At 68.8% G+C, this 12,771-nt stretch carries 15 protein-coding genes; 10 read left to right on the top strand and 5 right to left on the bottom strand.

Features of this window, described 5'->3' with window-relative positions; translation table 11 throughout:
• Positions 1-20 precede the first annotated feature (20 nt).
• The 4 genes from P2Q00_RS48745 to P2Q00_RS48730 all read left to right on the top strand — a co-directional run bounded on the left by P2Q00_RS48745 (position 21) and on the right by P2Q00_RS48730 (position 3,453).
• Entirely contained in the window at positions 21-938 is a 918-nt protein-coding gene (locus tag P2Q00_RS48745) for a F0F1 ATP synthase subunit gamma (protein ID WP_275781446.1), read from the top strand.
• Positions 938-2,374, top strand: a complete 1,437-nt coding sequence (gene atpD, locus P2Q00_RS48740) for a F0F1 ATP synthase subunit beta (protein WP_275781445.1) — start codon at positions 938-940, stop codon at positions 2,372-2,374. Before P2Q00_RS48745 ends, atpD begins: the two co-directional genes overlap by 1 nt.
• Positions 2,375-2,485: 111 nt before the next feature.
• Positions 2,486-2,863, top strand: a complete 378-nt coding sequence (locus P2Q00_RS48735) for a F0F1 ATP synthase subunit epsilon (RefSeq protein WP_275781444.1) — start codon at positions 2,486-2,488, stop codon at positions 2,861-2,863.
• Positions 2,864-3,006: 143 nt separating this feature from the next.
• The gene (locus P2Q00_RS48730) at positions 3,007-3,453 is read left to right on the top strand and encodes a DUF2550 domain-containing protein (RefSeq protein ID WP_275781443.1); all 447 of its coding nucleotides are present in this window, start codon (positions 3,007-3,009) and stop codon (positions 3,451-3,453) included.
• On the opposite strand, the gene P2Q00_RS48725 is transcribed toward P2Q00_RS48730, so the two are convergent.
• Complete coding sequence (locus P2Q00_RS48725; RefSeq protein WP_275781442.1) at positions 3,432-3,557, bottom strand: hypothetical protein; 126 nt, start codon at positions 3,555-3,557, stop codon at positions 3,432-3,434. The two genes, P2Q00_RS48730 and P2Q00_RS48725, sit on opposite strands and share 22 nt — an antisense overlap.
• 268 nt (positions 3,558-3,825) lie before the next feature.
• Positions 3,826-5,649, bottom strand: coding sequence for a glycoside hydrolase family 18 chitinase (locus P2Q00_RS48720; RefSeq protein ID WP_275781440.1), 1,824 nt, complete (start codon positions 5,647-5,649; stop codon positions 3,826-3,828).
• A gap of 214 nt (positions 5,650-5,863) precedes the next feature.
• On the opposite strand from P2Q00_RS48720, the gene P2Q00_RS48715 reads away from it, so the two are divergent.
• The 4 genes from P2Q00_RS48715 to P2Q00_RS48700 are packed head-to-tail and all read left to right on the top strand — an operon-like array spanning position 5,864 to position 8,663.
• Positions 5,864-6,556 carry a response regulator transcription factor gene (locus P2Q00_RS48715; protein ID WP_275781439.1) on the top strand — a complete coding sequence of 231 codons (693 nt, stop codon included), beginning with the start codon at positions 5,864-5,866 and terminating at the stop codon, positions 6,554-6,556.
• Positions 6,553-8,016, top strand: a complete 1,464-nt coding sequence (locus P2Q00_RS48710; protein WP_275781438.1) for a sensor histidine kinase — start codon at positions 6,553-6,555, stop codon at positions 8,014-8,016. The genes P2Q00_RS48715 and P2Q00_RS48710 overlap by 4 nt, the downstream gene beginning before the upstream one ends.
• 54 nt (positions 8,017-8,070) lie before the next feature.
• Positions 8,071-8,478, top strand: coding sequence for a hypothetical protein (locus P2Q00_RS48705; protein ID WP_275781436.1), 408 nt, complete (start codon positions 8,071-8,073; stop codon positions 8,476-8,478).
• Positions 8,478-8,663 (top strand): hypothetical protein, encoded by a 186-nt coding sequence (locus P2Q00_RS48700; protein WP_275781435.1) that lies wholly within the window; start codon positions 8,478-8,480, stop codon positions 8,661-8,663. The genes P2Q00_RS48705 and P2Q00_RS48700 overlap by 1 nt, the downstream gene beginning before the upstream one ends.
• A gap of 122 nt (positions 8,664-8,785) precedes the next feature.
• Here the strand turns inward: P2Q00_RS48700 and P2Q00_RS48695 are convergent, their stop codons facing one another.
• From P2Q00_RS48695 to P2Q00_RS48685, 3 genes are read right to left on the bottom strand one after another with little or no spacing between them, the layout of a single operon-like run.
• On the bottom strand, positions 8,786-9,358 hold the full coding sequence (locus P2Q00_RS48695; protein WP_275781433.1) for a cob(I)yrinic acid a,c-diamide adenosyltransferase: 573 nt from the start codon (positions 9,356-9,358) through the stop codon (positions 8,786-8,788).
• Positions 9,359-9,371: 13 nt separating this feature from the next.
• Positions 9,372-10,121: an ABC transporter permease gene (locus tag P2Q00_RS48690; RefSeq protein ID WP_275781432.1), complete on the bottom strand. Its 750-nt coding sequence runs from the start codon at positions 10,119-10,121 to the stop codon at positions 9,372-9,374.
• Positions 10,122-10,146: 25 nt separating this feature from the next.
• Entirely contained in the window at positions 10,147-10,932 is a 786-nt protein-coding gene (locus tag P2Q00_RS48685) for an ABC transporter ATP-binding protein (protein ID WP_275781430.1), read from the bottom strand.
• An 80-nt stretch (positions 10,933-11,012) separates the two neighbouring features.
• Here P2Q00_RS48685 and P2Q00_RS48680 point away from each other — a divergent pair, with 80 nt between their 5' ends.
• Together P2Q00_RS48680 and P2Q00_RS48675 are read left to right on the top strand one after the other, a co-directional pair.
• On the top strand, positions 11,013-11,654 hold the full coding sequence (locus P2Q00_RS48680) for a TetR/AcrR family transcriptional regulator (protein ID WP_275781429.1): 642 nt from the start codon (positions 11,013-11,015) through the stop codon (positions 11,652-11,654).
• Positions 11,655-11,791: 137 nt separating this feature from the next.
• Positions 11,792-12,640: a 3-hydroxyacyl-CoA dehydrogenase family protein gene (locus tag P2Q00_RS48675; RefSeq protein WP_275781427.1), complete on the top strand. Its 849-nt coding sequence runs from the start codon at positions 11,792-11,794 to the stop codon at positions 12,638-12,640.
• The last annotated feature ends 131 nt before the right edge of the window (positions 12,641-12,771 follow it).

The raw sequence follows: 12,771 nt of genomic DNA, 5'->3' as shown, positions 1-12,771 counted from the left end.
CGACGGAAGGGACCTGACTCATGGGAGCCCAGCTCCGGGTCTACAAGCGTCGCATCCGATCCGTCACCGCGACCAAGAAGATCACGAAGGCGATGGAGATGATCGCCGCCTCGCGTGTCGTCAAGGCGCAGCGCAAGGTGGTGGCCTCCACGCCGTACGCGACCGAGCTCACCCGCGCGGTCACGGCGGTCGGTACCGGCTCGAACACGAAGCACCCGCTGACCACGCAGGCCGAGACGGTCGTGCGGTCCGCGGTGCTGCTCCTGACGAGCGACCGTGGTCTGGCCGGCGCCTTCAACTCCAACGCCATCAAGGTCGCGGAGCAGCTGACCGAGCGTCTTGAGGCCGAGGGCAAGGAGGTCGACACGTACATCGTCGGCCGCCGCGGTCTGGCCCACTACAACTTCCGCGAGCGCAAGGTCGTGGAGTCGTGGTCGGGCTTCACCGACGAGCCCACCTACGCGGACGCGAAGAAGGTCGCGGGTCCGCTGATCGAGGCCATCGAGAAGGACACGGCCGAGGGCGGCGTGGATGAACTCCACATCGTCTTCACCGAGTTCGTCTCGATGATGACGCAGACGGCGCTCGACGACCGTCTGCTGCCGCTCAGCCTCGAAGAGGTGGCGAAGGAAGCCACGCCCAAGGGCGAGATCCTTCCGCTCTACGACTTCGAGCCCTCGGCGGAGGACGTCCTCGACGCCCTGCTGCCGCGCTACGTGGAGAGCCGTATCTACAACGCGCTTCTCCAGTCGGCCGCCTCCAAGCACGCCGCCACGCGGCGCGCGATGAAGTCGGCCACCGACAACGCGGGAGAGCTCATCACCACGCTCTCCCGACTTGCCAACGCGGCCCGCCAGGCCGAAATCACCCAGGAAATCAGCGAGATCGTCGGTGGCTCCGCAGCCCTGGCCGACGCGACCGCGGGGAGTGACAGGTAATGACGACGACAGTTGAGACGGCCGTTGCCACGGGCCGCGTCGCCCGGGTCATCGGCCCGGTCGTCGACGTGGAGTTCCCCGTCGACGCGATGCCGGAGATCTACAACGCTCTGCACGTCGAGGTGGCCGACCCGGCCCTCGACGGTGCGAAGAAGACGCTGACCCTGGAGGTCGCCCAGCACCTGGGTGACGGCCTGGTCCGCACCATCTCCATGCAGCCCACCGACGGTCTGGTCCGCCAGGCCGCGGTCACCGACACCGGTGCCTCCATCACGGTGCCGGTCGGCGACTTCACCAAGGGCAAGGTGTTCAACACCCTAGGTGAGGTGCTGAACGTCGACGAGAAGTACGACGGCGAGCGCTGGGGCATCCACCGCAAGGCCCCGAACTTCGACGAGCTCGAGTCGAAGACCGAGATGTTCGAGACCGGCGTCAAGGTCATCGACCTCCTCACCCCGTACGTCAAGGGTGGAAAGATCGGTCTGTTCGGCGGTGCCGGCGTCGGCAAGACGGTGCTCATCCAGGAGATGATCTACCGCGTCGCCAACAACCACGACGGTGTCTCCGTGTTCGCCGGTGTCGGCGAGCGCACCCGTGAGGGCAACGACCTCATCGAGGAGATGGCGGACTCGGGCGTCATCGACAAGACCGCGCTGGTCTTCGGTCAGATGGACGAGCCCCCGGGCACCCGTCTGCGCGTGGCCCTTGCCGGTCTGACCATGGCGGAGTACTTCCGCGATGTGCAGAAGCAGGACGTGCTGTTCTTCATCGACAACATCTTCCGCTTCACACAGGCCGGTTCCGAGGTCTCGACCCTGCTCGGCCGTATGCCCTCCGCGGTGGGCTACCAGCCGAACCTGGCCGACGAGATGGGTCTCCTCCAGGAGCGCATCACCTCGACCCGTGGTCACTCGATCACCTCGATGCAGGCGATCTACGTCCCCGCGGACGACCTGACCGACCCGGCCCCGGCCACCACCTTCGCCCACCTCGACGCGACGACGGTGCTCTCCCGTCCGATCTCCGAGAAGGGCATCTACCCGGCCGTGGACCCGCTGGACTCCACGTCCCGCATCCTGGACCCGCGCTACATCGCGGCGGACCACTACAACACGGCCATGCGTGTCAAGACGGTCCTGCAGAAGTACAAGGACCTCCAGGACATCATCGCGATCCTCGGTATCGACGAGCTGGGCGAAGAGGACAAGCTCGTCGTCCACCGTGCCCGTCGCGTGGAGCGCTTCCTGTCCCAGAACACCCACGTCGCCAAGCAGTTCACCGGCGTCGACGGGTCGGACGTCCCGCTGGACGAGTCGATCGCGGCCTTCAACGCGATCTGCGACGGCGAGTACGACCACTTCCCGGAGCAGGCGTTCTTCCTGTGCGGTGGCATTGAGGACCTCAAGGCCAACGCCAAGGAGCTCGGCGTCTCCTGAACTCCCTGAGTTCGACTGAGGGGGCGGGTGCGTCCCGCCCCCTCTTTCACGCCCACTAGACTTGTAACCAACACCCGGCCGAACCGCCGGGTGGTGACCCGAGGAGCCACCTTGGCTGCTGAGCTGCACGTCGCGCTGGTCGCGGCCGACCGAGAGGTCTGGTCCGGCGAGGCCACCCTGGTCGTCGCGCGCACCACGTCCGGCGACATCGGCGTCATGCCCGGTCACCAGCCGCTGCTCGGTGTGCTGGAGTCGGGCCCGGTGACCATCCGTACGAGTGATGGTGCAACGGTCGTCGCCGCGGTGCACGGCGGTTTCATCTCGTTCGCGGACAACAAGCTGTCACTGCTGGCCGAGATCGCCGAGCTGTCGGACGAGATCGATGTCCAGCGTGCGGAGCGCGAGCTGGAGCGCGCGCAGGCGGAGGGCGATGCCTCTGCCGAGCGTCGCGCGGACGTACGACTGCGTGCTGCGACGGCGACCCGCTGAAGCCAGCACACCATGTGAAGACGTCACTCAGCCGCGGCCGGCACCGGAGCAATCCGGAGCCGACCGCGGCTGAGGCAGATATAGGTGTTTTTTCCGTTCCGTTACCTGTTTACGGTACCTAGGAGACGAGGAGGTCGGTGTCGATGGTCCTCGCTCTGACTGTGTGCGGAATCGTGGTCGCCCTTGTGGTGCTGGGGTTGTTCGTCTTCGGCCTGCGCCGCAGACTGATCCAGCGCTCGGGCGGCACCTTCGACTGCAGCCTGCGCTGGGACGTCCCGGAGAAAACCGACACCAGCGGAAAAGGCTGGAGCTACGGCGTCGCCCGTTACAACGGCGACCGCATCGAGTGGTACCGCGTCTTCTCCTACGCCTATCGCCCGCGCCGCATCCTGGAGCGCGCCGCGATCGAGGTCGCCGGCCGGCGCCTCCCCGAGGGCGAGGAGGAGCTGGCGCTGCTGTCCGACGCCGTCATCCTGACGTGTCTGCACCGGGGCACCCGTCTGGAACTCGCCATGAGTGAGGACGCGCTGACCGGTTTCCTCGCGTGGCTGGAGGCGGCTCCCCCCGGTCAGCGTGTCAACGTGGCCTGACAGACCGGGTGTTGGGCGTCGGCCTGACCGACGACCACGGTGTCCGGCTCGGGGCTGAGCGACACCGTGACGTTGATCGGCCAGGTGGACAGGAGAGCGGCCACCGTCGTCCCCGTGAACACCCCGACGGCAGCTGCCCTGGGCCTGCGCGGCCGTATGGATTTGTTGAGCCTTCGCTTCAATGCGTCCCCCCGAATCATTCTGTTCCCCCCTGAATAAGCCATTCCGCTTGCTGGTTGAGATATCGATTGTTCCCGGTCGGGGGCCGTCTCTCACCGGCCGACCGGCCTGTCGGGAGGGCCGAACGGCCCCATGCCGCGCACGCCGAGGGCGCGCGGCATGCGCCGCGCGCCCTCAGTTTGTGTCAAGCCGTCAGCCGAGCCCGCTGCTGATGGCGCTCACCAGCTCGCCATTGCCGGTGTCACCGCTGAACTCCCAGAAGAACGCGCCGCCGAGGCCCTGGGACTTGGCCCAGCTCATCTTCCCGGCGATGGTCGACGGGGTGTCGTACGACCACCAGTTGCTGCCGCAGTGCGCGTACGCCGTGCCCGCGACCGTGCCCGTGACCGGGCAGGACGTCTTGAGGACCTTGTAGTCCTCGATGCCCTGCTCGTACGTTCCCGCAGCCGCGCCCGTGGCGGTGCCGCCCGGGGCGTCCTGCGTCACGCCCGTCCAGCCGCGGCCGTAGAAGCCGATGCCGATCAGCAGCTTGCTCGCGGGGACGCCGGCCGCCTTGTACTTGGCCATCGCGTCGGCCGTGGTGAACCCGGCCTTGGGGATGCCGCTGTAGGAGGTCAGCGGGGAGTGCGGGGCGGTCGGGCCCTGGGCGTCCCAGGCGCCGAAGAAGTCGTACGTCATCACGTTGTACCAGTTGACGTACTGGGCGGCGCCCGCGTAGTCGGCGGCCTCGATCTTGCCGCCGGCGGAGCCGTCCGCGGTGACGGCGGCCGTGACCAGGGCGCCGGCACCGAACTTGGCGCGCAGCGCGGACATCACGTTCTTGAAGGCCGCGGCCCCGCTGGTGTCGCAGGAGAGCCCGCAGGCGTTCGGGTACTCCCAGTCGATGTCGATGCCGTCGAAGACATCGGCCCAGCGCGAGTCCTTCACCAGGTTGTAGCAGGAGTCCGCGAAGGCGGTCGGGTTGGCCGCGGCCTGGGCGAAGCCGCCGGACCAGGTCCAGCCGCCGAAGGACCACAGCACCTTGATGTTCGGGTACTTGGCCTTGAGCTCACGGAGCTGGTTGAAGTTGCCCCGCAGCGGCTGGTCCCAGGTGTCGGCGACGCCGCTGACCGACTGGTCGGCGGTGAAGGCCTTGTCGTAGTCGGCGTAGGAGTCGCCGATCGCGCACTGGCCGTTGGTGACGTTGCCGAAGGCATAGTTGATGTGCGTGATCTTGGACGCCGAACCCGATGTCACCAGGTTCTTGACGTTGTAGTTTCGGCCGTAGATGCCCCACTCGGTGAAGTAGCCGAGCTTGACCGTCGAGCCGGAGGTCGGGGGAGTGGTCGTGCCGCCGGTGGTGTGCACGGCGACCGCGCCGCTGACCGGGCCGGTCTGGTCGGCGGTGTCACGGGCCTGGACGGTGTAGGAGTAGTCGGTGCCGGCGGTGAGGCCGCTGTCCGTGTACGAGGTCGTGGTGACCGTCGAGACGACCTTGCCGTCGCGCAGGACGTCGTAGTTCTTGATGCCCTTGTCGTCGGTGGCCGCGCTCCAAGCGAGCTTCACCGAGGTGTCGGTGACGGAGGAGGCGGTGGGGGTGCCCGGCGCGGAAGGTGCCGCGTCGCCGGGGACCGTGGTCCCGTCGCAACTGTCGCCGTTCAGCTTGCAGTTGGAGGGGGAGCCGGAGCCCGCGCCGTTGAAGCCGAAGGAGACGGAGGCGCCCGGGGCTATGGAGCCGTTGTAGGACTTGTTCTTGGCGGTCCAGTGGGTGCCGGAGGACGTGACGTCCGCGTCCCAGGCCGAGGTGACGGACGTACCGGAGGGGAAGTCCCACTCGATCGTCCAGGAGCTGATGGCCGTGGTGCCGGTGTTCTTCACCGTCCACTTGCCTTCGAAGCCGCTGCCCCAGTCCTGGGTCTTGGCGTAGGTGGCCGTCGCGGTGGTCGCGGCCTGGGCGGGGCTCGCGAGGCCGACCAGACCGGCCAGCGGGAGCAGCAGCGTGGCGAACCCTGCCGCGGCTCTGTGTCTGAAGCGCATGTTGCGCCTCCTTAGCGGGAGTTGGGGGCGCGACTGAGCCTTCACGCCCACGGTGCCGCGAGAATAGAAAGGTCTGGACCATCGGTCAATAGGTCTGGACCACTCTGTATACGAGGTTTCCGGGCGCCCCACTCCTGTGTTCTTCACCGTCACCTGACGCTGCCGTCCGAGCCGGGGAGGCCCGTACCCTGACCAGACGCTGAGGGGAGGGCACATGAGCGAGACGGGCAGTCCCGGAGCCGTGCTGGTCGTCGATGACGACGCGGCCATCCGGCGTTCGCTGGAGCGCGGGCTGCGGCTGAGCGGCTTCCGGGTGCGGACGGCGGAGGGGGGCCGTGAGGCGCTCGCGGTGATTCAGGAGACGCCGCCGGACGTGCTAGTCCTCGATGTGTCGATGCCCGGCATGAGCGGTATCGAGGTGTGCGAACGGCTTCGTGACGACGGCCGGGACCTTCCTGTCCTGATGCTCTCGGCACTCGACGAGACCGCCGACCGTATCGCCGGGCTCCAGGCGGGCGGCGACGACTACCTGGTCAAGCCGTTCGCCCTGCAGGAACTGGTGCTGCGGCTGCGGGCACTCCTACGGCGAAGGCCGCCCGCGGGCGAGGTGTTGCGGGTCGCGGGTCTGGTGATCGACCCGGCCGCCCGCACCGCCGAGCGCGACGGCAGACCGCTGGAGCTGACCCGGCGCGAGTTCGAACTCCTCGAAGTCCTCGCCCGCAACGCCGGGCTGGTCCTCACCCGGGACCAGCTCCTGGAGCGGGTGTGGGGCTACGACTTCGACGTGCGCACCGACGCCGTGGACACGTTCGTCAGCTATCTGCGGCGCAAGCTGGAGGCGGACGGGCGGTCCAGGCTCGTACACACCGTGCGCGGAGTCGGCTTCGTACTGAGGGAAGAGCCGTGAGACTGTCCACCCGGATCGGGCTCGCCGTCGGTGTCACCGTGCCGCTGCTGGTGCTGGCCTCCGGCTGGCTGCTGCTCCAGCTGGTCAACCGGGATCTGCACGGCGCCGAGGACGACCATCTGCGGGCCCGCGCCACCGCCGTCGCCCAGGACGCCCGTGCTCTCCTGAGGGCCAGCGCCAACAACCGGCCCAAGGCCGCCGACAATCGCGAGCGTCAGCTCTACAGCGCCGCCCTCGACGTCGGCGTACGCGTCATCGGGCCGCACACCACTTTCAGCGGCGGTCCGCAGCCGGACGCCTCGGTGCCGCTGCCGGCGCGGGCGACCACTCCGGTCACCGTGCGGGACGGCGGCACCAGCTGGCGTGCGCTGTCCGTGCCGATCACCACCGCCCGCGGCTCCGGCACCCTCTGGGTCTTCTCGCCCAACGCCGCCGACCAGGCCCAACTCCGGCTCGTACGGCGGCGCGTGGCGGTGACCTCCCTGCTCGCGGCACCCCTGGCCGGCCTGCTCGCGTGGGGTGTCGCCACCGGTGCGAGCGGTCCCCTGCGGCGCCTCGGCCGCCGTACCGCCGGACTCGACCCGCGCACCAGCACCGCCCGGCTGCCCGAGGAGCCGAGCGGCGTCACCGAGGTCGACGAACTGGCCGCCACCCTGCGCACGGTCCTCGCCCGCTACGACGAACAGGCAGCCCGCACCGCGGAAGCCCTGGACACCGCCCGCTCCTTCTCCGCGGCGGCCTCGCATGAACTGCGCACCCCGCTGATGAGCATGGGCACCAACCTCGACATCCTCGCCGCCCACCCCGACCTCCCCGAGCCCGACCGCACCGAGGTCCTCACCGACCTGCGCCATGAACACGCCCGGCTGCTCGGCCTGTTGGTGATGCTGCGCGAGCTGGGCCGCGGGGATCTGGTCGAGGCGGAGGCGCTGCGGGCGGTGGATCTCGCCGAGGTCGCCGACGCGGCGGTCGCCGAGGCCCGCCGCCGCGCGCCGGACGCCCGGATCATCCTGGACGCGGCACCCGGACTCACCGTGCACGGCTGGGAACCCGGCCTGCGGCTCCTCCTCGACAACCTGCTCGCCAACGCGCTGGCCCACGGCCGGGACCAGGACGGGCGGGCGAGCGTGGCGGTCGGGGTGCGGGGCGAGGGTGAACAGGTCGTCATCACCGTCGACGACCGCGGACCGGGAGTGCCTTTCGAGGAACGCGGGCGGATCTTCGAGCGGTTCGCCCGCGGGCCCGGCAGCTCGGGCTCCGGTCTCGGTCTGACCCTGGTCGCCCAGCAGACGGCGCTCCACCAGGGCGCCGTCACGGTCGCCGACGGCCCGGCCGGCGTCGGCACCCGCTTCGAGGTACGGCTGCCGAGGGCCGCCGGCACCCTGCCCGTCCACCGTGACTGGCTGATCGGCACAGCCGGGACAAACCGGTCACAGAGTTTCCCCAAAGAGGCCCCCTAGCCTCCACGGCGAGCGGACGGACGAAGGGGGCCGTCCGCGGAACGGAGGCTCAAGATGTACGTACGACGAAGGCGGCGCACCCTCCTCGTGGGGCTGGCCGCGGCGGCACTGCTGGCGACCGGCACGGGTGCGGCGACGGCCGACAGCACGACCACACCCGCACCCGCCGCCACGCCGACGGGCGACGGCGCGAAGGCCCTCTGCAAGCGGGCGCCGAAGATCGGCCACCGCATCGACCGCGCGCTGAAGCGCCTGAACGCGGGCGCGGACAAGCGCGGCTCGATCGCCCGGCTCCAGCAGCGCGTCGACAACGCCAAGTCGGCCGGCCACAGCGAGATCGCCACCTATCTCCAGGACCGGCTGACCTTCCGCAAGTCACTGGTGACGACATTGCAGCAACGCCAGAAGGACCTGGCCGACGTCCGGACCTGGTGCAAGGACAACAACGAGGGCGCGAGCTGATGCGTCTGAAGATCGCGGCCGCCTCGCTCGCCCTCCTCGCGGGACTCACCGCGGGCTGCACACACGCAGGCGGCACGACGTCGCAGAAGGCACCGGCCACCCCCTCCGGCTACCCGGAGATGCAGAAGAAGGTGGCCGCCGCCGAGTCCGCGGTCACCCGGGCCGACCAGGACGCGCAGCGCTGAGCAGGGTGCGCGAAGTCCGCTGCGGTTCGGCAGCGGCCTGAAGGGGCGCGGGGAACTGCGCGACCAGCCACGATGGCGCCGCAGACGATCGACGGCATATCGCGGCACATCCCGCGGAGCGCTCAGCGCTCCCCGCCCGGCACCCACAGCACATCGCCGACGTCCTTGTTGGCTGTGCGGGCCAGGATGAACAGGAGGTCAGACAGGCGGTTCAGGTAGGTCGCGGTGAGGGGATTCATCGCCTCACCGTGCACCTCCAGCGCCGCCCATGTCGACCGCTCGGCCCGCCGTACGACCGTGCAGGCCTGGTGCAGCAGGGCGGCACCCGGTGTCCCGCCCGGGAGGATGAAGGACCGCAATTTCTCCAGCTGCTCGTTGAAGCGGTCGCAGTCGGCCTCCAGCTTGTCGACGTAGAACTGCTCGACCCGGAGCGGCGGGAAGTCCGGCTTCTCGACCACCGGCGTCGAGAGGTCCGCGCCCACGTCGAACAGGTCGTTCTGCACTCGGGTGAGCACCTTGACGATCTCCTCGTCGAGCCCGCCCAGCGCGATCGCCGTGCCGATCACCGCGTTCGCCTCGTTGGCGTCCGCGTACGCGGAGATCCGCAGATCGGTCTTGGCGACCCGGCTCATGTCGCCGAGGGCGGTGGTGCCCTGGTCGCCGGTCCTGGTGTAGATACGCGTCAGATTGACCATGTGACCAGCGTAGTTACGCCCCGGCCGTCCGGAACACACGTGTGCCCACTGTCACGGCCAGTCCCGCGAAGGCGACGGCCACCAGGACGCCGTACAGCATGTGATCCGTCGCGTACGAGCCGACGTACGCGTCCCGCACCGCATCCACCAGATAGCGGAACGGCATGAAGTGCGAGAGCACGTCCAGCCAGGCCGGCGCCAGCGTCATCGGGAGCATCAGACCGGACAGCAGCATCGACGGCATGGTCATGGCATTGACCAGCGGCCCGAACTCCTGCGGCGTGTTGACCTTCATGGCCATCGCGTACGACAGCGAGCCGAGCGAGACCGTCAGCAGACCGACGAACGCAAAGCCGATCAGCACCCCGCCGAGCGGCGCCCGCAGGCCCATCGCCACCGCCGCCAGCACCAGCAGCACCGCCTGGAAGACGAACACCGTGGCATCGCGCAGCACACGGCCGAGGAGCAGGGCGAGACGGCTGACCGGGGTCACCCGCATTCGCTCCAGCACCCCCTGGCTCTTCTCGATGATGATCGCGAACCCCGCGAACGAGGCCCCGAACAGCCCGAGTTGGAGCAGCAGCCCCGGCACCAGCACCTGCCAGGAACTGCCCCGCCCGCCCATCGGCAGATGCGTCAGCAGCGGACCGAAGAAGAGGAGATAGAGGAGCGGCATGAGCAGGCCGAAGAGCAGCGCGAAGCGCGAGCGGAGGGACTGGCGCAGGTAGCGGCCGTAGATGAGTGCTGTGTCGTGAAGAAGCATCGGATTCCTGTACGGCTGTCGGGTTCTATACGGCTACGGGGGCGGCGTCGGCCGTCGCGGGACCGCGGCCGGTGATCGCGAGGAACGTGTCCTGGAGCGTCGCGTCGATCGATCCGCCGTGCTGCAGCTTGAGGGCGGTCGGTGTGCCCTCGGCCACGACCATGCCCTTGTCGACGATCACCAGGCGGTCGGAGAGGGCGTCGGCCTCGTCCAGGTAGTGGGTGGTCAGGAAGACCGTCGTGCCGTGCTCGTCGCGCAGGCCGCGGATCAGGTCCCACAGGTCGGCTCGGCTGCCGGGGTCGAGGCCGGTCGTCGGCTCGTCGAGGAACAGAACCTTCGGGCGGTGGGTGAGGGCCATCGCGATGTCGAGGCGGCGGCGCTGACCGCCGGACAGGGCGCCTGCCTTGCGGTCGAGGAGGTCGGCGAAGGCCAGGTCGCGGGCCAACTCCTCGGCGCGCGCGGCCGCTTGGTCCTTGGTCAGGCGGTACAGGCGGCCCTGGGTGACGAGTTCCTCCCGTACGGAGATCTGAGGATCGACGCCGCCCGACTGCGCCACGTACCCGCACGCCTGCCGCACCCCGGCCGGATCGGTGACGAGATCGCAGCCCGCGACCGTGGCCGTGCCGCCGGTCGGTGGGAGCAGGGTCGTGAGCATGCGCAGGGTGGTGGTCTTGCCGGCGCCGTTCGGGCCGAGGAAACCGAGGATCTCGCCCTCGCGGACGGTGAGGTCGATACCGCGGACGGCCTCGACCGGGCCGCGTTTGGTCTGGAACGTGCGGGCCAGTCCGGCCGCGCTGATGACTGGTGGCATGCGTCCAGAAAAACAGAGGCGCTGAAATTTTGCAATGACACCAAAATTTCAGGGAGCCCAGGAAGGGCTACGATTCGGTCATGGCAGAGGGGCTCAGGGAGCGGAAGAAGCGGCAGACCCGGCAGTACATCTCGGATGTCGCCACAGGCCTGTTCGTCGAGCGCGGCTTCGACGCGGTCACCGTCGCCGAGATCGCCGACGCCGCGAACGTCTCCGTCAACACCGTCTACAACTACTTCCCGGCGAAGGAGGACCTCTTCTTCGACCGCTCCGCCGGGCTCGTCGACCGGATGGCCCGCTGGGTGCGCGGCCGCCACAAGGGGGAGTCGGCCGCGGTCGCGATCCTGCGGGAGCTGCGCGAGGAGGTCGAGGCCGTCTCGCCGCGGGTCGGACTGATTCCCGGGTACGCCGCCTTCATGCGGGTCATCGAGGACGCACCCGCGCTGCGCTCCCGGCTGTGGGCGATCGCGCAGGAGGTTCAGGCCAACCTCGAAGAGGCTCTGCGCGAGGAGGTCGGAGCCGGCGCCGACGACCCGATGCCACACCTGATCGCCGGTCAGCTCGGCTGGGTGCACAGCACCGTCATGGGGGTCATCGGCCGTGAGATGGTCCAGGGGCGCAATCCGCGCGAAGTATCACGAGAGGCCCTGGTCCTCCTCGACGACATCGAGGACCTGTTGAGCCAGAAGGTGCTCAACTACGCCGTCCGAGGCATGGAATGACCCGAGCCGGTGTGATGTCCGTCAGATGAGACGTGACGCGCATTACTTACCGGTCACACAGCACCTCACGACCGCTAAGGTCCGCCGAAGAGGCATACGTAAACAGCGTGTAAGGCGTTTCAAAGGGGAGTCGCACAGTGGCACGGAAGCTTGCCGTCATCGGTGCCGGCCTGATGGGTTCCGGCATCGCCCAGGTCTCCGCGCAGGCGGGCTGGGACGTCGTCCTGCGTGACGTCACCGACGAGGCACTGAAGCGTGGCACCGACGGCATCAAGGCCTCGTACGACAAGTTCGTGAGCAAGGGGAGGATGGAGGCGCACGACGCCGACGCCGCCCTCGCGCGCATCACCGCGACCACCGACCTGGACGCCGCCGCGGACGCGGACGTCGTCGTCGAGGCCGTCTTCGAGAAGCTCGAGGTCAAGCACGAGATCTTCCAGGCGCTCGACAAGATCGTGCGCCCGGACACCGTGCTCGCCTCCAACACCTCCGCGATCCCGATCACCAAGATCGCGGCGGCCACCGAGCGCCCCGAGCGGGTCGTCGGCGTCCACTTCTTCTCGCCGGTGCCGATGATGCAGCTCGTCGAGCTGGTCCGCGGGTACAAGACGAGCGACGAAACCCTCGCCACCGCGCGGGAGTTCGCCGAGTCCGTCGGCAAGACTTGCATCGTCGTCAACCGGGACGTGGCGGGGTTCGTGACCACCCGTCTCATCTCCGCCCTCGTCGTCGAGGCCACAAAGCTCTACGAGTCGGGTGTCGCGACCGCCGAGGACATCGACCTCGCCTGCAAGCTGGGCTTCGGCCATGCGATGGGCCCGCTGGCCACGGCGGACCTGACCGGCGTCGACATCCTGCTGCACGCCACCAGCAACATCTACACCGAGTCGCAGGACGAGAAGTTCGCGCCGCCGGAACTGATGCGCCGGATGGTTGATGCCGGTGACATCGGGCGCAAGAGCGGGCAGGGCTTCTACTCGTACTGAGACATCAGTACGTGCAGCCACTGAAACCGCACAGGCCCCGCGGGTATCACCCGCGGGGGTGAATTCGGTATCGGTTCGCTTACAGACGGCAACCTCGTTGTCGCTGAAGCAGTCAGACGTTGCACAGCCAC

This window comes from Streptomyces coacervatus, from assembly GCF_029223485.1.
Taxonomy (GTDB): domain Bacteria; phylum Actinomycetota; class Actinomycetes; order Streptomycetales; family Streptomycetaceae; genus Streptomyces; species Streptomyces coacervatus.
The sequence above is the reverse complement of the archived record's forward strand: the minus strand, read 5'-3'. Positions and strand labels throughout refer to the sequence as shown.